Raw genomic sequence first — 19,377 nt, forward strand, 5'->3', positions numbered from 1 at the left:
ACTGGCAGGGTCTCCCCAAGTCCCGTCCGCGACGGCGGTCCTGGCGATCACCTACCCACCTCCCCAGGGGGCAACGCATGGTGTTCCACAGCGAGTACGAGGCCGTTCCCACCCTCTCCCTGCCCATCCACGACGCCGTCCTCGGCGACGCCGCCGCGTACGGGGACGCCCCGGCCCTCGTCGACGGGGCCGGGGAACTGACGCTCACGTACCGACAGGTCGACGCCTTCCACCGGCGGGTGGCCGCCGGGCTCGCGGAGGCCGGGGTGCGCAAGGGGGACGTCCTCGCCCTGCACAGCCCCAACACCGTCCTGTTCCCGGTCGCGTTCTACGCCGCCACCCGCGCCGGCGCGTCCGTCACGACCGTGCACCCGCTGGCCACGCCGGAGGAGTTCGCCAAGCAGCTCCGCGACTCCTCCGCGCGGTGGATCGTGACCGTCTCCCCGCTGCTCGCCTCCGCCCGCGCCGCCGCCGAACTCGCCGGCGGCATCGAGGAGATCCTCGTCTGCGACCGGGCACCGGAGGGCGAGGGCGTCCGCTCGCTCCAGGATTTCCTCGCCTCCACCGCGCCCGTCCCCGAGATCGCCGTCGACCCCGACGAGGACGTCGCCGTCCTCCCGTACTCCTCCGGCACCACCGGCGTCCCCAAGGGCGTCATGCTCACCCACACCTCCATCGCCACCAACCTGGCGCAACTGGAGCCCCTGATCCCGATGGGCCCCGGCGACCGCATCCTCGCCGTCCTGCCCTTCTTCCACATCTACGGGCTCACCGCCCTCATGAACGCGCCCCTCCGCCGGGGCGCCACCGTCGTCGTCCTGCCCCGCTTCGAGCTCGACGGCTTCCTCGGCGCCATCCAGAAGCACCGCATCAACGGCCTGTACGTCGCCCCGCCGATCGTCCTCGCGCTCGCCAAGCACCCGGCGGTCGCCGACCACGACCTGTCCTCGCTGGAGTACATCGTCAGCGCCGCCGCCCCCCTCGACGCCGCCCTCGCCGAGGCCTGCTCCACCCGCCTCGGCCTGCCGCCCGTCCGGCAGGCGTACGGCATGACCGAGCTGTCCCCGGGCACCCACGTCACCCCGCTCGACGCCGCCGCGCCCCCGCCCGGCACCGTCGGCCGGCTGCTGCCCTCCACCGAGATGCGGATCCTGTCCCTCGACGACCCCGCGAAGGACGCCGCACCCGGCGAGGAGGGCGAGATCGCCATCCGCGGCCCCCAGGTCATGAAGGGCTACCTGGGCCGCCCCGACGCCACCGCCGCCATGATCGACGCCGACGGCTGGGTGCACACCGGCGACATCGGCCGCGTCGACGCCGACGGCTGGCTCTTCGTCGTCGACCGCGTGAAGGAACTCATCAAGTACAAGGGCTTCCAGGTGGCCCCCGCCGAACTCGAAGCGCTGCTCCTCACCCACGAGGGCGTCGCCGACGCCGCCGTCATCGGCGTCACCGACCCGGACGGCACCGAGATCCCCAAGGCCTTCGTCGTCCGCCAGTCCACCGCGCCCGGCCTCACCGCCGACGAGGTCGTCGCATACGTCGCCGCAAGGGTCTCCCCGTACAAGAAGGTCCGCGCCGTGGAGTTCGTCGACACCGTCCCCCGGGCAGCGTCCGGGAAGATCCTCCGAAGGCAACTGAGGGAGCGCGCATGACCCAGCCCCTGATCGACGTCACCGAGGAGCGGGGCGTCACCACCCTCGCCCTGAACTCCACGGCCACCCGCAACGCCCTCTCCGCCCCGCTCGTCACCGAGCTCGCCGACGCGCTCACCGCCTGCGGCAAGGACCCGGCGGTCCGGGCCGTCGTCCTCACCCACACCGGCTCCACGTTCAGCGCGGGCGCCGACCTGAAGGCCCCGCCCAGCCCGTACGCCTTCGTCGACCTGCTCCGGCAGGTCGTCGAGCTGCCGAAACCGGTCGTCGCCCACGTCACCCCCGGCAGCCACACCCGCGCCGGCGGCCTCGGCCTGCTCGGCGCGGCCGACATCGTCCTCGCGGGGGAGGGGGCCGACTTCGCCCTCACCGAGGTACGGATCGGGGTCGCGCCCGCCGTCATCTCCCTCACCCTCCTGCCGCGCCTGGACCCGCGCGCGGCCGCCCGGCACTACCTGACGGGCGAGCGGTTCGGCGTCCCCGAGGCGATCGGCATGGGCCTCGTGACCGCCGGCGACCAGGAGCTCCCCGGCATCCTCGACGCGCTGCGCGCCGGCTCCCCGCAGGGCCTGCGGGAGGCGAAACGACTGGTCACCGCTAGAGTCCTGGAGACCTTCGAACGCGACGCGGAGGACCTGGTGCAGAGATCGGCCACGCTCTTCGCCTCCGCCGAGGCGCGCGAGGGGATGACGGCCTTCCTCGAACGACGGGACCCCGCATGGCGGCTCTGACCGCACCCAGACCGGACCGGAGCGACCGCAACCCCAAGCAGGACAGGAGCCGCGCCACCCGGCAGCGGCTCCTGGAGGCCGCCGTGTCCTGCCTGGCCGAGCACGGCTGGGCGGGCTCCACGGTCGCCGTCGTCGCCGAGCGGGCCGGCGTCTCCCGGGGCGCCGCCCAGCACCACTTCCCGACCCGCGAGGACCTCTTCACGGCCGCCGTCGAGTACGTCGCGGAGGAACGCTCACAGGCCCTGCGGGCGGTCCCCACGGACGACCGCGAACAGGCCGTCGCCGCCCTCGTCGGCCTCTACACCGGGCCCCTCTTCCGGGCCGCCCTCCACCTGTGGGTCGCCGCCTCCGGCGAGGAACAGCTCCGCGAGCGGGTCACCGAGCTGGAGGCCCGCGTCGGGCGCGAGTCCCACCGCATCGCCGTCGAGGTCCTGGGCGCCGACGAGACCCGGCCCGGCGTCCGCGAGACCGTCCAGGGCCTCCTGGACATGGCCCGCGGCCTGGGCCTCGCCACCCTCCTCACGGACGACCGCGCCCGCCGGGAACGCGTGGTGTCCCAGTGGGCGCGGCTGGTGAGCGAGGCGCTCTCGGGCCGTTGACCGGCCGGTCAGCGGGCCCCGAAGCGTTCCGACCAGGCGGCCACGTCGGCCGTCGTGGCGTTGCCGCCGCAGACGACCAGGCCGAGACGGGCGTCGGGACCGACCTGTTCCAGGACGCGGCGGGCGGCGGGGAGGAGACAGCCGGCGGCGGGCTCCGCCCAGACCTTGGCGTGTTCGGCCAGGTCGAGGGTGCCGCGCACGGCCTCCGCGTCGGTCACCGTGAGCACGTCCTCGACCAGGGCCTCGGCGTGCGCGTACGTGAGCGCCGAGACGCTGGGGGCGGCCAGCGTGGACACCACCGAGGAGAGCTCGACCGGCACCGGGCTGCCCGTGGCGAGGGCCGCCGTCATGGCCTGGGCGCCCTCGGTCTCGACGCCCCAGATCCGTATCCCCGGGCGGCGGGCGCGCAGGGCGGTGGCGACGCCGGCGATCAGACCTCCGCCGCCGATGCTGACGAGGACGTCGGTCAGTTCGCCCGCGTCCTCGGCGAACTCCAGGCCGACGGTGCCCTGCGCGGCGACGACCAGCGGGTCGTCGAAGGGGTGGACGGGGGTGAGGCCCCCGGCGCGCAGCTCCTCCATGAGGGCGAACGCCTCGGGCGCGGTGTCGGTGAGGAGGACCTTCGCCCCGGCGGCCCCGGCCGTGTCCACGGCGCGGGCCGGGGCGGTCCGGGGCATGACGACGGTCGCCCGGACGCCGAGGACCCCGGCCATGACCGCGAGCGCGATGCCGTGGTTGCCGCCGCTGACTGCGACGACCCCGGCGTCCCGTTCGGCGGGGGAGAGCGAGAGCAGCTTGACGGTGGCGCCCCGCGCCTTGAACGAGCCGGTGCGCTGGAGGAGTTCCAGCTTCACGGTGACGTCCGCGCCGAGCAGCGCGGTCAGCCCGGGGCTCGGCAGGGTCGGGGTCCGTACGACGTGTCCGGAGAGGCTTTCGGCGGCGGCTTCGACGTCCGCGACGGTGATCAGCACGCCCCCCACTGTGCCGTACGTCCCCCGACCGGGGGCACCCGTCAGACGCCCGGGATCTCCCGCGCCCGGAAGGCGTCGCGCACGGCCGTCGCGGCCTGCGTCCCGTACATCTTCTGCGCCGTCGCGACCGTCGTCAGGGCCGCGTCCTCGAAGCTGGTGTCGGCGGCGAAGCCGAACTGCGCGTTCACGATGATCCGGTCGGCCGTGCGGGCGCCGAGCTTGTTCCGGATGTCGAAGAGCGCCCGGGACCAGATCTCGCCGTCCGCGTGGACCTCGCCCACGCGGTCCGCGTAGGTCTTGGTGCCGTCGACGCGGCGCAGGCAGTGCGGGGCCGCGCTGTAGCCGGTGGAGTCCCAGTCGGCGACGCAGGCCAGGTCGGCCTTCATCGGCCAGCCGTACTTCGTGACCGCGTTCGCGCCGACCTCCACGGCCAGGTAGTCGCCGAAGGCCTCGCCGATCGCGCCGGCCTCCGGGGAGGTGCCGAAACCGGGCACCTGGGCGTTGTGCACGGCGTGGCCGTACTCGTGGACGATCACCTCGGCGTCCTCGGCGTCGTCCACGCCGCCCTTGCCGAAGCGGATCTCGGCCTTCTTGTCGGTGAAGAAGGAGTTGTCGGCGCCCCACTGGTTGAGGCGGACCGGCTGCACCCGGTCGTTCGCCCCGCGCAGCTCGGAGCCGAAGCCGAGGCCCTGGAGGTACTCCTGCGCCTCGTTGACCCAGAAGTACGCCATGACCTGCTCGAACTCGTCGTCGGAGCGGTCGTACGAGGCGGCGTCGGCGGCCTTCGCGGGGTTGCCGGTCTCCGAGCGGACGGCGGCCCACTTCCCCGACAGGGCGCCGCTCGCGTCGAGGTTGCGCAGCGCGACGGTGGCGTACGCGGAGGCGGGGACGTCGCTCGCCGCGTCCTTGTGGTCGGCGAGGGACTGGTCGCCCGAGGACTGGACCGGGTTCACCATGAAGACGCGGGCCTGCGGCGCGGCGGTGGCGGCGGTGGCCCCCGCGGACGGGAGCAGCGCCGCGGTGGCGGCGGCCACGGCGACGGCGGCCGCGACGGCCGGGCCCCGGGAGGTGCGGCGGGTCATGGACATCCTCCTGCGATGGGATGCGACGACGGGAAGCTTGGCGTGCATGCGCCAGGCAGTGGCGGCGATCTTCGCGCAAGCCCGCCGTTTTGAACAGACTTTGAGCCATCCCGGCGCAGGACGTGACGGGGACCACAGTGGCCCGCCCGTCACCGCAGTACGCTGACCACATGCCTCTGCTCGTACGCCGTCGCCACGTGGACTACGTCCGCGTCACGAGCATGGGCTGTCGCCGCTCCGCCTGACCTTCCGGGGTACCACTCCACACCCCCGCGGTCCCTCGTACCGAGCCCCAGCCGACCGGCACCCGTGGCCCCCGCCCCACCCTCGGCGGCCGCCCCGGGCACCCGTATACCCCGCGGATGCATACATGACGAACAGCTCGTACTCCTCGCAGCTCCCCATCGTGGACCTCTCGGCCGCCGGCCGGGACCCGCAGGCCCGGAAGCTGCTCCACGCCCAGCTCCACTCGGCCGCCCACGACGTGGGCTTCTTCCAGCTCATCGGGCACGGCATCACCGAGGCCGAGACCCGGGCCCTCACCTCGGCCATGCACGCCTTCTTCGCCCTGCCCGAGGCCGACCGGCTCGCCCTCGACAACATCAACTCGCCGCACTTCCGCGGCTACACGCGCATCGGCGACGAGCGCACCGGCGGCGCCCGCGACTGGCGCGACCAGCTCGACATCGGCGCCGAGCGCCCCGCCCGCGAGCCCGGCCCCTGGGAGGCCCCCTACTGGTGGCTCGAAGGCCCCAACCAGTGGCCCGCCGCCCTCCCCGAGCTCCGCACGGCCGCCCTGCACTGGATCGACCGCCTCAGCGGCGTCGCCGAGCGGCTCCTCCACGAGCTGCTCGCCTCCATCGGAGCGCCCGAGGACTTCTACGACGACATCTTCGGCCCGCGCGCCCACCCGCACCTCAAGCTGGTGCGCTACCCGGGCAGCAGCGGCGAGGGCGACGACCAGGGCGTCGGCGCGCACAAGGACTACGGCTTCCTCACCCTGCTGCTCCAGGACCACGTCGGCGGCCTCCAGGTGCAGCGCGAGGACGGGAAGTTCCACGACGTGCCGCCGCTGCCGGGCGCCTTCGTCGTCAACCTGGGCGAGCTCCTGGAGGTCGCCACGAACGGCTACCTGATCGCCACGAACCACCGGGTGGTCTCGCCGCCCGGGGCGACGGAACGATTCTCCGTGCCGTTCTTCTACAACCCGCGCCTCGACGCCCGGATCGCGCCGCTCCAGTTCCCCTTCGCGGACCGCGCGCCCGGCGTCACGACCGACCCGGCGAACCCGCTGTTCGCCGAGTACGGACGCAACGAACTGAAGGGCAAGCTCCGCGCCCACCCGCTGACCACGGCCCGCCACCACGCGGACCTGCTGCTCTCGCAGGAGCAGCCGGCCCAGCTGGTCTGACGGACCCGCCGGCTCAGAAGAGCAGGTCGTAGGTGTTCCACCCGCCGCCCACGAGGCTGCGGGTGGAGCCGGGGACGACGGAGTACCAGCCCGTGTCGGGCCTGTGCACGGGTACGCCCTGGTAGAGCCAGAGCTTGCCGTCGCGGTCGCGGGCGACCAGGTCGGAATGACTGTCACGCCCGAGCTCCGCCGTACCTGCGAGGGCGGTGTAGGCGTTCCAGCCGCCGCCGACGCGCTGCCTCGGTGTGAAGGGCGCGCAGGGGGCGCAACCGGGGCGGTCGTACTTCCACAGCACGCCGTCCCTGTCGCGGCCCAGGATCCCCTGATAGCCGCCCTGCATGGTCAGCGCCGTGTAGGTGTTCCAGCCGCCGCCGACCCGCTTCCGCGGTGCGAGCGAGACCGTGTCGCCGTAGTTCCGCTCGTAGACCCACAGCACGCCGTCCCTGTCGCGGGCGACCAGACCGCCGTCGCTGTCGCCGACGAGGGAGGTGTAGACGTTCCATCCGCCGCCGATCCGCTCCCGTGGTGCGAACGGGGCGTCGGGCTTGCCGGTGCCCGCGTAGGACCAGAGCACCCCGTCCCGGTCACGGGCCACGAGGTTGCCGTTCCCCGCGGCGGTGGGGCTGTCCACCGGGACGACGGCGGTGTAGGCGTTCCAGCCGCCGCCGACGCGCTTGCGCGTCGCGAACGGCCGGGAGACGTCACCGGTGCCCTCGTACCGCCACAGCACGCCGTTTCTGTCCCGCGCGTGCAGGGCGCCGCGCTGGCTCGCGGGGGGCGTCCCGGGGACGAAGTCGAGGCGCACCGTCCCCTCGGCCACCACCGCGCCCGTACCGTCCTTCAGTTCGACCCGGGTGTCCGGACGGCCCAGGACCAACGCGGTCCGGTCCGCGTCCAGGGTGACGGCGTAGGCGAGGGTGCCCGCCGCGGTCACGGTCGGCAGGTCGAGGGACGGCGGATCCTTGTCCTCTCCGGCACGCACGTAGGGCATGTGCCACGCACACGCGCCGTACGCCACGCCGTTGACCGCGCAGGTGGAGCGGATCACGTCCTCGCTCACCGGCGAACCGCCCGCGCTCGCGACCAGCGTGAAGGGCAGGCGGAGCACGCCGGTCACCGGCCCCGTGACGCCCGCCGGCAGTGTGGCGGTGAACCGCAGCGTCACCGGCCCCTCCTCGCCCGCCGGAACGGTCAGCCGGCCGCCCTCCTGGACGACCGTGCCGACCTCGGCGGCCGTCCCGGCGGCCACCGCCGCCGGGGACGCGGCGAACGCCGTCGGCCCCCCGAACGTCACCGGCGCCAGGGCGGCGACCAACGCCGCCGCCACCACGGCCGTACGCACCCGTGCCACGTGAACCTCCTCGCCCCCCGGAAGCGCCCCTGCGCTTCCCCGTGCACCCGTTCGACACGGCGAGGTGGTGAAAGGTTGTGCCGACAGGCCTAGCCGGCGATGTCCGCGTACCCCTCGACCTCGCGCGGGTCCCGCTGGCCGGGGCCCGTGTAGCGGGCCGAGGGGCGCACCAGACGGCCGGTGCGCTTCTGCTCCAGGATGTGCGCCGACCAGCCGGCCGTACGCGCGCACGTGAACATCGACGTGAACATGTGCGCCGGGACCTCGGCGAAGTCGAGGACGATCGCCGCCCAGAACTCCACGTTCGTCGCGAGCACCCGGTCGGGGCGGCGGTTGTGCAGCTCCTCCAGGGCGGCCTTCTCCAGGGCCTCGGCGACCTCGAAGCGCGGCGCCGCCAGCTCCTTGGCCGTACGGCGGAGCACGCGCGCGCGGGGGTCCTCGGCGCGGTAGACGCGGTGGCCGAAGCCCATGAGGCGCTCGCCCTTGTCGAGGGCCTGCTTCACGTACGCGGTGGCGTCGCCGGTCCGCTCGATCTCCTCGATCATGCCGAGGACGCGGGAGGGCGCGCCGCCGTGCAGCGGCCCGGACATGGCGCCGACGGCACCGGACAGGGAGGCGGCCACGTCGGCACCGGTGGAGGCGATGACCCGCGCGGTGAACGTGGACGCGTTCATGCCGTGCTCGGCGGCCGAGGTCCAGTAGGCGTCGACGGCCTTGACGTGCTTCGGGTCGGGCTCTCCGCGCCAGCGGATCATGAAGCGCTCGACGATGGACTCCGCCTTGTCGATCTCGCTCTGCGGGACCATCGGCAGGCCCTGGCCGCGCGCCGACTGCGCGACGTACGAGAGGGCCATGACGGCCGCGCGGGCGAGGTCGTCGCGGGCCTGCTCGGCGGAGATGTCCAGGAGCGGTTTGAGGCCCCACACGGGCGCGAGCATCGCGAGCGCGGACTGCACGTCGACGCGGATGTCACCGGAGTGCACGGGGATCGGGAAGGGCTCGGCGGCCGGGAGGCCGGGGTTGAAGGCCCCGTCGACGAGCAGCCCCCAGACGTTGCCGAAGGAGACGTGGCCCACGAGGTCCTCGATGTCGACCCCGCGGTAGCGGAGGGCACCGCCCTCCTTGTCGGGTTCGGCGATCTCCGTCTCGAACGCGACGACTCCCTCGAGCCCGGGTACGAAGTCGGACATCAGGCAGCTCCTCTATCGATGATCGATCAACCGTGTGGGGCGATCGTGGGGAATCAACAGTCATCCAGCGGAAGAGTCTGTACGGTTCCGATGATGCGGGGAAGCGTGACATCCGGCACACTGCGCCGATCCGGCGAGAGAGGATTAACGCCCCGTGGTGCCGGGCAGACTGGGCCGCTGCGGCAGGATGGCCCTGTGACCGATCCCGTGACCGACGCCCTGGATCCCGCCGACATGCGCGAGCAGTACCGCACCACGGAACTGTCCGCGGCCGACCTCGCCCCCGAACCGATCGGGCAGTTCGCCCGCTGGTTCAAGGAGACCGCCGCGAACCCGGCGATCCACGAACCGAACGCGATGATCGTCTCGACGGCGACCCCCGAAGGCCGCCCGTCGTCCCGCACGGTCCTCCTCAAGCACTACGACGAGGCCGGCTTCGTCTTCTTCACCAACTACGAGTCCCGCAAGGGCAGGGAGCTGGCGGCCAACCCGTACGCCTCCCTGCTCTTCCCCTGGCACCCCCTGGCCCGCCAGGTCATCGTCACCGGCCGCGCGACCCGCGTCGGCCGCGACGAGACCGTCGCCTACTTCCGCACCCGCCCCCACGGCTCCCAGCTCGGCGCCTGGGCCAGCCCCCAGTCCGCGGTGATCCCGTCCCGCGCGGACCTCCTGGCCCGCTACGAGGAACTGGCCGCCCGCTACCCCGACCACGAACAGGTCCCGGTCCCCCCGACCTGGGGCGGCATCCGCGTGATCCCCGAGACGGTCGAATTCTGGCAGGGCCACGAGAACCGCCTCCACGACCGCCTGCGCTACGTCCACGAGACCGACGGCACGTGGCGGGTGGAACGCCTGGCGCCCTGACCGGTCCCCGGAAACGCAGACGACCCGTGAGTCTCGGCTCCGTCCGCCTAGGTTCGGACGGAAACCGGCCGGCCGGACTTGCCGGCGACTCACGGGTCGGGTGACTGCGTTGGTGTTCGGCAGAAGGCCTGCCGAGGTGCACAGAGTGCGACTGGCAGGCCTTAGCCCGCAGTCACCTCACGAGTCCGAAAAGAAACCATTTTTTCGGATCACCTCCTTTCGCGTGTACCCACACCCTACGAACGGTCCGTCCCTCGCTCAAGCGATTTATTCAGGTGATTCGAAACGAATGATTCGGGCGAAGGTGGTGTGCGCTGGGTCACGTTCCAGTTGAATGGTCCCAGCATGGGGGGTGCCTGGATGAGCGCATTCACAGAGGCCGCGAGCGGTGCCGTGTCCGTCCCGGGGGCGGGGGCCGATCTGCTGGCCGCGCTGCTCGACGGGATGGACGCGGCGCTCTGCGCGTTCGACGCCGACGGGACGATCACGCACTGGAACCGGGAGGCCGAGCGGATCCTCGGCTGGTCCGCCGCCGAGGCGGTCGGGCGGCGCGGGTTCGAGGGGTGGGCGGCGCGGAGCGCGGACGCCGAGGAGACCCTGGGCCGGCTGATGCGGGCCATGAAGGGCCCCGGCCGCCAGGTCCACGAGTTCGTGCTGCTGCGCAAGGACGGCGGGCGCGTCCTCGTACGGAGCCAGGCCGCCGGCGTGCGCGGCGCGGACGGCAGCCCGGCGGGCGTCTACTGCGCGTTCAGCGAGGTCCACGTCCAGCTCGACCTGGAGCGGTCCGTCGCCCTCAGCGAGGCCCTCTTCGACGACGCCTCCTGGGGCGTCGTCCTCGTCGACGCCGACCTGCGCCCCGCCATGGTCAACGCCCACGCGGCCCGCGCCTTCGGCACCGGCCGCACGGCCCTGCTCGGGCGGCCCCTCGGCGACGTCGTCGTGCACGGCGCGGAGGAGCTGGAGGCCGCCCTCCAGCACGTCCTGGCCGAGGGCACGCCGTCCGCGCCCGCCGAGGTGTGGGTGACGCTGCGGACCGGCGCGGAGGAGCGGCGCCGGTGCTGGCGCAGCGGCTTCCTGCTGCTGTCCTCGCCGATGGCCGAGGAGCCGGTGCCGCTGGGCGTGGCCTGGCTGTTCCAGGACGTCACGGAGGAGCGGCTCGCGGCCCGCGAGGCCGACCGGCTGCGGTTCCGGTGGAGCCAGCTGCACCGGGCGGGCGCGGCGGCCGCGGAGTGCGAGGACCCGGCCGAGGCGGTGACGGTCCTGCTCGACTTCGCGCTGGCCGGGTTCGCCGACCACGCCCTGGTGGACCGTCCGGCGGGGGAGCGGCGCCTCACGCGGACCCTGGCCACCCCGGCGGGCGCCGCCCCCGGCCCGTCCTCGCCCGTCGTGGGCGGCGGCATCCCGCTGCGGTACGGGCCCCGGCACCCGGCGCTCCAGGCCTGGGACCGGGAGGGCACGGTGCGGGCGAGCGCGGGCCGGACGGCCGAGGTGTGGGCGGAGGCCCACCAGTGGCCGGGGGACGCGGCGCACGCCCTGTGCGTGGTCCTGCGCTCCCGGGGCCGCACCCTCGGCGTCCTGACGTTCCTGCGGGCCGCCTGCCGCGCGCCCTTCGCGCGCGAGGACGTGGTCCACGCGGAGGCGGTGGCGTCCCGGGTGGCGACGCTCCTGGACCTCGGGGACGCCCTCTAGGCCCCGTACACCCACTTTTTTGTGGGTACTTGTCGGGGCCCGGCGCCCGGGAGAACCTGGTGGCGGCCCGGGAGGAGAGGGGAACGACAGGGCCTCAGGAGGCGGCCCGCGCCTCCTTCATCCGGTCCAGCCGGCGATGGCCCCAGTCCGACAACGGGCCGAGCAGTTCGGACAGTTCGCGCCCGAACCCCGTCAGCGAGTAGACGGTCTTCGGCGGCAGCACGTCGTGCACCTCGCGGTGCACGAGACCGTCCGTCTCCATCTCCCGCAGCGCCTGCGTCAGCACCTTCTCGCTGATCTCGGGGAGCCTGCGGCGCAGTTCGCCGGGCCGGTGCGGTCCCGACTCCAGCAGCCACAGCAGCGACGTCTTCCACTTGCCGTCGATCACGGCGATCGCGGCCGTCACGCCGCAGACGTTCGTGTCCTGGGCCTTGAGGCGGGTCATCCGCGTCCCTCTCCTTGGTCGGTCGTCTCCGTGTTCCACGTATGTGCAAGGGAGTTCAGTCATGTCTTCTTCCCCCCAGCCCGCCTCCGCCTCCGTCACCGTCCTCGGTCTCGGCCCGATGGGCCGGGCGCTGGCCGGCGCGTTCCTGGACGCCGGGGTGCGGACCACCGTGTGGAACCGCACCCCGGGCCGGGAGGGCGACCTCGGTGCGCGCGGCGCGGTCCTGGCGGCGAGCGCCGAGGAGGCGGTCGCCGCGAGCGCGCTGACGGTGATCTGCCTGGTCAACTACGACGCCACGGACTCCGTCCTGCGGCAGCCGGCCGTCACGGACGCGCTCAAGGGCCGGACGGTCGTCAACCTGAGCGCCGACGTCCCCGAGCGGGCCCGGGACACCGGCCGCTGGGCGGCGGAGCACGGCATCGGCTATCTGGACGGCGCGATCATGACCCCGACGCCGACCATCGGGACGCCCGCCGGGGTGTTCCTGCACAGCGGGCCCGAGCCGCTGTACCGCGAGCACCGGGCGGTGCTCGACGCGCTGGGCGGCACCCACACCCACCTCGGCGAGGACATCGGCCGGGCCGCCGCGTACGACGTGGCGCTGCTCGACATCTTCTGGACGTCGATGACGGGGTACGTGCACGCCCTCGCGGTGGCCCGCGCGGAGGGGATCTCGGCGCGGGAGCTCGCGCCGTTCGCGCAGGGCATCGGGGCGATCCTGCCGCCGCTGTTCCAGGAGTGGGCCGAGGACGTGGACGGCGGCTCGTACTCGGGCGAGGGCAATCCGCTGACCTCGGCCGTGTCGACGATGAGCCACGTGGTGCACGCGTCCGAGGGGCACGGCATCGACGCGAGCGTCATGCGCGCGGCGGAGGCCCTGGCGCTCCGGGCGGTGGAGCGGGGCCACGGCGCGGACGGCTTCACGCGGGTGACGCAGGTGATGGACCGCGCCTGACCGGCAACGAGGAGGTCCGGATGCTGCCGGGTTCCGGCATGGCCGGATCCGGCGGGGCGGAGTGACGATGGCCCCGCGTTCGGAGAACTCTGAGGGGGCCGTCATGGTGGCGTGGATGTTGGGTGTGTGTGCGCCTTTCGGCGTGCTGGCGATCGTGATGGGCGTGGTCGCGTTCCGTACGGGCTGGATGATCGCCCCGGCGCGCCGGACGGTCCGCCGGCCCCGGGTCTACGGCGTCGGCGCGATGGTGATGGGCGCGGGCGTCCTCACTTCGACGGCCGTCTACTTCGCCGTCCGGATCGGTGCCCTGCCGGGCCCGCCCTGGGGCGCGCTCGCCGGGAACGCCCTGGTTTTCGCCGGTGCCGCCTTCGTCGCGGCGAGCCGCCTGCGTCCGCGGCACGGACAGGGCCCGCACGGGCGGGCCCCGCGCCGGGCGGCGTAGGCCCTGGACCGGCCGGGCCTCAGCGCCGGTAGAAGATCCGGTCGCCGTACTCGTTCATCACGCGGCCGTTCCACTCGTGGCCGCCGTCGACGTTGCCGGAGCGCAGCAGCGGCGGCTCGACGCCGAGGCGTACGAGCTCCTCGGCGGCGGCGGCCATCGTGGCCTGCATGAGGGCGCAGGTGACGACGGTGGAGGCGGGGGCGAAGGGCGCTTCGATGCCCTCGTGGGTGAGCTCCGCGTCCCCGACGGCGATCTTCGAGTCGAGGACGATGTCGCAGTGGTCCTTGAGGTACGTCCCCGACACGTGCCGTGACTTCGTCTCCGTCGCGTACGCCACCGAGGTGACGCCGATGACGGTGAGGCCGAGGGCGCGGGCGTTCATGGCCATCTCCACGGGGAGGGCGTTGCGCCCGGAGAGGGAGATGATGATCAGGACGTCGCCGGCCTTGACGGGGGAGGAGTCGAGGACGGCTCCGGCGAGGCCGTCGACGCGTTCCAGGGCAGAGCCGAGGGTGGCGGGCATGACGTCGACGCCGACGACGCCGGGGACGGCGAGCAGGTTCATCAGGGCGAGGCCGCCGGCCCGGTAGACGACGTCCTGCGCGGCGAGCGAGGAGTGGCCGGCGCCGAAGGCGAAGAGCCGGTTGCCGTTCGCGACGGCCGCGGCGATCGCGGCTCCGGCGGCGGCGATCTCGGCGGAGTCCCCGTCGCGCACCTCCTGGAGCAGGCCGATCGCGGCGTCGAAGAACTGTCCGGCCAGCTTGCTCTCGCCCATCGCGGCGGCTCCCTCTCGTCGTGGCTGCCCTCGGCTCCCGTCGTGCGCGCGCGCCGAGGTCGCGGATCACGGTGCGGTCTGGACCATTGCTCTGTCAATACCGCGTCACCCCGGCGTGGCCCGGTTGTCGGTCCGATGCGCAACAATTGCGGCAGGGCCAGCGCACGACTCATCGAGGGGCACGTATGTCCGGACTGATCGACACGACGGAGATGTATCTCCGCACCATCCTCGAGCTCGAGGAAGAAGGTGTGGTCCCGATGCGCGCCCGGATCGCGGAGAGGCTCGACCAGAGCGGCCCGACGGTGAGCCAGACGGTGGCGCGGATGGAGCGCGACGGTCTGGTGGCCGTGGCGAGTGACCGCCATCTGGAGCTCACGGACGAGGGCCGGCGCCTCGCCACCCGGGTGATGCGCAAGCACCGCCTGGCCGAGTGCCTGCTCGTCGACGTGATCGGCCTGGAGTGGGAGCAGGTCCACGCCGAGGCCTGCCGCTGGGAGCACGTGATGAGCGAGGCCGTGGAGCGGCGGGTCCTGGAGCTGCTGCGTCATCCGACGGAGTCGCCGTACGGGAACCCGATCCCGGGCCTGGAGGAGCTGGGCGAGAAGGCGGAGGCCGAGGCCTTCCTGGACGACTCGATGGTGTCGCTCGCCGATCTGGACGCGAGCGAGGGCAAGACGGTGATCGTCCGCCGGATCGGCGAGCCGATCCAGACGGACGCCCAGCTGATGTACACGCTGCGGAGGGCGGGCGTGCAGCCCGGCTCGGTGGTGTCGGTGTCGGAGTCGCCGGGCGGTGTCCTGGTGGGCAGCAGCGGCGAGGCCGCGGAGCTGGACGCGGACATCGCGGCGCACGTGTTCGTCGCGAAGCGCTGACACCTTCCGGTACGTGATCGAGGGGCGCCCGTGCGGGCGCCCCTCCTTCGTGCGCCGCCGCCGTCAGACGTACGGGGCGAGCACTCCCCACAGGCCGAGCGCGAGGAGCGCGAGCGAGGCGGACGCGTAGAAGACGTGCTTCACGACGGTGGCGTAGAGCGGCTCGACGGCGACGCTGGTCGAGGGCGTCTCCGGGTCGTAGACGATGTGGATCTCCTGGGTGGAGCGGCCGGATCCGTAACCGGTGGTGTGCTCGTTGCCACTGGTGTCCGTGTACTTGTAGTAGCTCGCCCGCTTGCCGTTCGGGTAGTAGTGCCGGGCGGCGGCGACGGTGATGCCGCGACGGCGGAGGGTCGCCCGGGTCCTGATGCTGAAGAGGACGCCGACGCAGGACAGTCCGCCGAGGAGGGTCCCGGGCGCGGCGAAGAAGGCGGCGAAGCCCATCCCGGCGCCGTGGGTGGAGCCGGTCCACCACACGTAGCCGCCGAAGGCCGCGAGGAGGGTCAGCGCGCCGATCCACACCTGCCACACCTTGATCACGGCCCCGGTCTCCTCGGTCGTGACGAGGGCGCTTCCGGCCGGGTCGCGCTGCTCGGGCAGGGCGGCGGTCAGGGCGGTGAGGAAGGCGGAGGCGGCGTACGCGTTGCCACCCGGGAGCCGTCGGGTCACCCCGTCGGTCAGGACGATCAGCAGGGCCGTGTCGCCGTCGGCCCGGGCCTCCTGGACGGCGGCCAGCGGTATGTGCGTGACCTGGCGGCCCTCCGTCGTGGTCAGCCGGTCGGGCCGGAGGACCGTGTACTGGTCGCCCTTGCTGAGGACTTGTGGACTGAGCATGCCCCGATTGACGCATGGGACGTCCGGACGGTTGTAGGGGCGGGAGATCACGGATTCGGCTCGATCACGGAGCCGTATCGGTCAGGTTTCCGGGACCGAACGAACCGTCATGCGCCCCGTTTTACGCCGGAATCGCCACGCCCGCGCCCTTGTCGTGCCACGCTGGTGCGAGCGGGGCGATGAGCGGGTGCGGGGGTGGGGCATGAGGGCTGTGGACGACAGAGGGCCCCGGCGCCTTCCGGCGCCGGGGCCTGTCCTCCCCTGTGCTGACCTGGAGCCCCGAGCTCTCAAGGTCATTCCCCTCGGACCGTTTTTCCCCGAGCGGTCCGCCTCCCGCTCAAGATCTCCCCTCGGCAGGGCGCATCAACCCTTGAGGCCTGTCACTCGAACGAGGGGTGTTGGGTGGCAGGAGCGCATTTTCGAATGCGAGTTCGATAGTCTGGCGGGGTTCGACGGAAAAGAGGGGGTGCCGGATCCATGGCGCGACGACTCGACGTCACCGGGGCCGACGGCGTCCGGCTGACGGCCTGGGACCACACGGCCCCGGACCACACGGTCCCGGACCGTACGACGCCGACCCGCACGACCCCGGACCACACGGTCCCCCGCCCCGCGCGGGCCCCGCGGCCCCCGCAGGCACCGGAGGTCTCCGCTCCGGGGGTGTTACTGCTCCACGGGCTGATGGGCCACGCCGGCCACTGGGCCCCCGCCGTCCGCCGCCTCACCGGCGGCCACCGGGTCGTGGCCCTGGACCAGCGCGGCCACGGGGCGAGCGAGAAGCCCGTCGGCGGCCCCTTCACGCGCGAGGCGTACGTGGCGGACGCCGCCGCCGTCGTCGAGCAGCTCGGCCTCGGCCCGGTCACCCTCGTCGGGCACTCCATGGGCGCCCTGACCGCCTGGCAGCTGGCCGCCGAGCGTCCCGACCTCGTCCGCGCCCTCGTCATCTGCGACATGCGGGCCTCGGCCCTCGGCGCGGCCTCGCAGCGCGCCTGGCAGGACTGGTTCCGCGGCTGGCCCGTGCCCTTCCCGTCCCTGGAGGCCGTGCACCGCTGGTTCGGCGACGAGGACCCGTGGGTGGAGACCCCGAACCCGGCGCGGGGCGCCTTCTTCGCCGAGGTGATGACCGAGCACCCCGACGGCTGGCGCCCGGTCTTCGACCCGGAGCAGATGCTGACCTCCCGCGAGACCTGGGTCCACGACGCCCACTGGGACTCCCTCGCCCAGGTCCGCTGCCCCACCCTCGTCGTCCGCGGCCTGGACGGCGAGCTGGGCCGCGCGGAGGCCCAGGAGATGGTCCGGGTCCTGCCCCACGGGGCGTACGCGGAGATCCCGGACGCGGGCCACCTCCTCCACTACAGCCACCCGGAGGCCTGGAGCGAGGCGGTGGAGCCCTTCCTGAACGGGGTGTTGACCCCCTGACGGTCCAGGACCACCCCCGGCGACCCTCTCCCTTACCATGATCGCTCCATGACAACCGGCCGGAGGTCGACCCATGTCGGAGCTGTCCCGTCGCACGGTCCTGCGCGGTCTCGGAGCCGGAGCGGGCGTCGCCGTCGCGGCGCCCGGAGTCCTGGCGGGCACGGCGGAGGCGGCGGCGCCCGTCCCGCCCGCCCGGAACGGCGACAACCCCGTCGTACGGGAGAACGGCGCACCCGGCTCCGGCCGTTGGGCCGTCGGCTGCGCGGAGACCCGCGGGGTCGACCCGGTCCGTCCGCAGATCGCGGGCCGTCCCGACCGGGACTCCGTCGCTCCCGGTGAGACCCTCTGCCTCCGCGTCTCCCGGGCCGGCGCGACCGTGTCGGTCTACCGCGTCGGCCACTACGGTGGCGTGCGCGCCCGGCACCTCCTGACGGACACCGACGCCGGGACGGTCTGGACCCTGAAGGTCCCGGACGCATGGGTCTCGGGCCTCTTCCTCGCCGTCCTCACCACGCCCGACGGCTACCGCGCCCACGTCCACTTCGTCGTCCGGGAGCCCGCCCGCGCCTCGGGCGTCCTCCACCTCGTCTCCGGCAGGGCGGGCGCGGAGGCGAGCGTCGTGCGGTGGCTGGAGGAGGAGGGGTACGACGTCACGTACGCCACCGTCGGGGACGTCCGGGAGGGCCGCGTGGACCCGGCCCGGTACGGCGTGCTGACCCACATCGGGTCCCGCCCCGTCGCGGCCGGGGGCGCCCGGACCGTCGCCCTGCCCCGCCCGTTCGCGCTCAGTGAGCCGGGACGGATCGAGGAGGCGGCCCGCCGGGCTGCCTCCGAGGGCATCGAACGGGCCGTCAGCAGGTCCAGAAGCTGACGTCCGCGCCGATCCACCCCTTGAAGCCGCGGTCGTCGAAGAGCGTCACCCAGCCGTCGGCCGTCACTTCGAGCCGTACGGTCAGGGGCTGTCCCGTCACGAACGCCCCGGAGACCACGCCGACGAGCCGCTGCGTCCGGTTCGGCCGGGCGGGCACCGGCAGCTGGAACAGCTTCGCCCCGCTGGCCCAGGGCCCCTTGTCGACCCGGTCGAGCGAGAAGTGCAGGTGCACCTGGTCGCCGGCGATCCGGTACTGCGGCGCGTAGCTCGCGCTGTTCGGCGCGAGCACGGCGGTGTCGTAGGGGACCATCACCCACGGGTTGGTCTCCGGCCGGGGGAACCGGCCCGCGTTGAAGCGGCGCGCTCCGTCGGCCCCGCTCACGACGCCGAAGGCCAGGGTGGGCGGCGCCCCGGCGATCTCGTACACGCACAGCCCCTCGGGTTCGCGGCCCACGACCGAGGGGAAGGCGGTGAACGGCTCGTCCTGCACCACCTCGCCGGTGTCCCAGCGGGTGCAGGTCACCCGGGACTCCTCGCCCGGCAGGCCGTAGAGCGTGTAGATGTGGTCGCCGAGGCTCGTGTACCCCTGGAGGGACCGGCCGGAGGCCGAGAAGGGACGCGTGGCCAGCGGGGTGTACGTGCCGGCGACGACGGCGTCCAGGGCGTAGCGGTCGATGCCGCCGACCGCCTTGTCGGAGGAGACGTCGTTCGACTGCCAGCGGTAGATCAGCTCGCGCCGCGTCGGGTCGACCGTCGCCGACACCCGGTGGACCGAGCTGCTCGGCCGGGGCGCGTGGAAGGCGATGCGGGACGCCGGGAGGGTGGTGTCGGAGGCGTCGACGCTGCCGCCGGGGACGTACGGGATGCGGGCGACGGCCGAGGCCCAGTGGCCGTTCGGCAGGGCGTCGGTCCACAGGAAGACCGAGCCGCCGGTGTTCTCGACGCCTATGTTCGCCCCGTGGCCGGCGCGTTCGACGTGCATGGAGTCCACGACGTCGCCGTCGGCGGTGAGCCGCGTGACGAGGATCCGCTGCTGGTCCTGGTCGGTGACGTTCCGCTGGCACACGTACCAGTGCCGGCCGACGAGGTCCCAGAAGAAGGACTGGGCGACGCTGCCCGCGTAGGAGAGCTGGGCGGCGTTGAGGAGGACGGGCGGCGGGACGGCGGAGGCGAGTGTGATCATGCGGCAACCTCTCAAGATCGACAAGAGGGGCCGAG

At 73.4% G+C, this 19,377-nt stretch carries 19 protein-coding genes; 11 read left to right on the plus strand and 8 right to left on the minus strand.

The window, feature by feature from the left end:
- Nucleotides 1–77 precede the first annotated feature (77 nt).
- Genes ACIGW4_RS24955 through ACIGW4_RS24965 form a run of 3 tightly spaced genes read left to right on the plus strand, consistent with a single transcriptional unit; the run spans nt 78 to nt 2,985 of the window.
- Nucleotides 78–1,655 (plus strand): AMP-binding protein, encoded by a 1,578-nt coding sequence (locus ACIGW4_RS24955; RefSeq protein WP_398713665.1) that lies wholly within the window; start codon nt 78–80, stop codon nt 1,653–1,655.
- Nucleotides 1,652–2,386, plus strand: coding sequence for an enoyl-CoA hydratase family protein (locus ACIGW4_RS24960; RefSeq protein ID WP_123454381.1), 735 nt, complete (start codon nt 1,652–1,654; stop codon nt 2,384–2,386). The genes ACIGW4_RS24955 and ACIGW4_RS24960 overlap by 4 nt, the downstream gene beginning before the upstream one ends.
- Nucleotides 2,374–2,985, plus strand: a complete 612-nt coding sequence (locus tag ACIGW4_RS24965; protein ID WP_359591268.1) for a TetR/AcrR family transcriptional regulator — start codon at nt 2,374–2,376, stop codon at nt 2,983–2,985. Before ACIGW4_RS24960 ends, ACIGW4_RS24965 begins: the two co-directional genes overlap by 13 nt.
- 8 nt (nt 2,986–2,993) lie before the next feature.
- Here ACIGW4_RS24965 and ACIGW4_RS24970 read toward each other — a convergent pair whose 3' ends face one another.
- Entirely contained in the window at nt 2,994–3,953 is a 960-nt protein-coding gene (locus ACIGW4_RS24970) for a threonine/serine dehydratase (RefSeq protein WP_123457428.1), read from the minus strand.
- Nucleotides 3,954–3,997: 44 nt separating this feature from the next.
- A complete protein-coding gene (locus tag ACIGW4_RS24975; RefSeq protein ID WP_398713663.1) occupies nt 3,998–5,038 on the minus strand; it encodes a M4 family metallopeptidase in 1,041 nt (346 codons plus the stop codon).
- Between the two features lie 370 nt (nt 5,039–5,408).
- Between ACIGW4_RS24975 and ACIGW4_RS24980 the strand changes: the two genes are divergently transcribed.
- A complete protein-coding gene (locus ACIGW4_RS24980) occupies nt 5,409–6,449 on the plus strand; it encodes an isopenicillin N synthase family oxygenase (RefSeq protein WP_123454387.1) in 1,041 nt (346 codons plus the stop codon).
- Between the two features lie 13 nt (nt 6,450–6,462).
- Here the strand turns inward: ACIGW4_RS24980 and ACIGW4_RS24985 are convergent, their stop codons facing one another.
- A complete protein-coding gene (locus ACIGW4_RS24985) occupies nt 6,463–7,800 on the minus strand; it encodes a hypothetical protein (protein WP_399582919.1) in 1,338 nt (445 codons plus the stop codon).
- Between the two features lie 89 nt (nt 7,801–7,889).
- Complete coding sequence (locus tag ACIGW4_RS24990; protein WP_123454392.1) at nt 7,890–8,990, minus strand: citrate synthase 2; 1,101 nt, start codon at nt 8,988–8,990, stop codon at nt 7,890–7,892.
- Between the two features lie 234 nt (nt 8,991–9,224).
- Between ACIGW4_RS24990 and pdxH the strand changes: the two genes are divergently transcribed.
- Complete coding sequence (gene pdxH, locus ACIGW4_RS24995) at nt 9,225–9,854, plus strand: pyridoxamine 5'-phosphate oxidase (protein WP_398713738.1); 630 nt, start codon at nt 9,225–9,227, stop codon at nt 9,852–9,854.
- 360 nt (nt 9,855–10,214) lie between these two features.
- Nucleotides 10,215–11,543 carry a PAS domain-containing protein gene (locus tag ACIGW4_RS25000; protein ID WP_399582921.1) on the plus strand — a complete coding sequence of 443 codons (1,329 nt, stop codon included), beginning with the start codon at nt 10,215–10,217 and terminating at the stop codon, nt 11,541–11,543.
- Nucleotides 11,544–11,637: 94 nt separating this feature from the next.
- Here ACIGW4_RS25000 and ACIGW4_RS25005 read toward each other — a convergent pair whose 3' ends face one another.
- Nucleotides 11,638–11,988 (minus strand): helix-turn-helix domain-containing protein, encoded by a 351-nt coding sequence (locus tag ACIGW4_RS25005; RefSeq protein WP_123454394.1) that lies wholly within the window; start codon nt 11,986–11,988, stop codon nt 11,638–11,640.
- A gap of 61 nt (nt 11,989–12,049) precedes the next feature.
- Between ACIGW4_RS25005 and ACIGW4_RS25010 the strand changes: the two genes are divergently transcribed.
- Together ACIGW4_RS25010 and ACIGW4_RS25015 are read left to right on the plus strand one after the other, a co-directional pair.
- Entirely contained in the window at nt 12,050–12,943 is an 894-nt protein-coding gene (locus tag ACIGW4_RS25010) for an NAD(P)-dependent oxidoreductase (protein ID WP_399582923.1), read from the plus strand.
- A 124-nt stretch (nt 12,944–13,067) separates the two neighbouring features.
- Nucleotides 13,068–13,385, plus strand: a complete 318-nt coding sequence (locus ACIGW4_RS25015) for a hypothetical protein (RefSeq protein ID WP_399582924.1) — start codon at nt 13,068–13,070, stop codon at nt 13,383–13,385.
- A 19-nt stretch (nt 13,386–13,404) separates the two neighbouring features.
- Here the strand turns inward: ACIGW4_RS25015 and ACIGW4_RS25020 are convergent, their stop codons facing one another.
- A complete protein-coding gene (locus ACIGW4_RS25020; protein WP_123454400.1) occupies nt 13,405–14,160 on the minus strand; it encodes an SIS domain-containing protein in 756 nt (251 codons plus the stop codon).
- A 185-nt stretch (nt 14,161–14,345) separates the two neighbouring features.
- Between ACIGW4_RS25020 and ACIGW4_RS25025 the strand changes: the two genes are divergently transcribed.
- On the plus strand, nt 14,346–15,035 hold the full coding sequence (locus tag ACIGW4_RS25025) for a metal-dependent transcriptional regulator (RefSeq protein WP_123454402.1): 690 nt from the start codon (nt 14,346–14,348) through the stop codon (nt 15,033–15,035).
- Between the two features lie 63 nt (nt 15,036–15,098).
- Here ACIGW4_RS25025 and ACIGW4_RS25030 read toward each other — a convergent pair whose 3' ends face one another.
- Nucleotides 15,099–15,869, minus strand: coding sequence for a hypothetical protein (locus tag ACIGW4_RS25030; protein WP_399582926.1), 771 nt, complete (start codon nt 15,867–15,869; stop codon nt 15,099–15,101).
- A gap of 477 nt (nt 15,870–16,346) precedes the next feature.
- Here ACIGW4_RS25030 and ACIGW4_RS25035 point away from each other — a divergent pair, with 477 nt between their 5' ends.
- A complete protein-coding gene (locus ACIGW4_RS25035) occupies nt 16,347–17,288 on the plus strand; it encodes an alpha/beta fold hydrolase (protein ID WP_399582928.1) in 942 nt (313 codons plus the stop codon).
- Between the two features lie 73 nt (nt 17,289–17,361).
- Entirely contained in the window at nt 17,362–18,159 is a 798-nt protein-coding gene (locus tag ACIGW4_RS25040) for a N,N-dimethylformamidase beta subunit family domain-containing protein (protein WP_399582929.1), read from the plus strand.
- Here ACIGW4_RS25040 and ACIGW4_RS25045 read toward each other — a convergent pair.
- Nucleotides 18,140–19,342: a hypothetical protein gene (locus ACIGW4_RS25045; RefSeq protein ID WP_399582930.1), complete on the minus strand. Its 1,203-nt coding sequence runs from the start codon at nt 19,340–19,342 to the stop codon at nt 18,140–18,142. The two genes, ACIGW4_RS25040 and ACIGW4_RS25045, sit on opposite strands and share 20 nt — an antisense overlap.
- Nucleotides 19,343–19,377 lie beyond the last annotated feature (35 nt).

Source organism: Streptomyces sp. NPDC053513, from assembly GCF_044544765.1.
Classification (GTDB): domain Bacteria; phylum Actinomycetota; class Actinomycetes; order Streptomycetales; family Streptomycetaceae; genus Streptomyces; species Streptomyces litmocidini.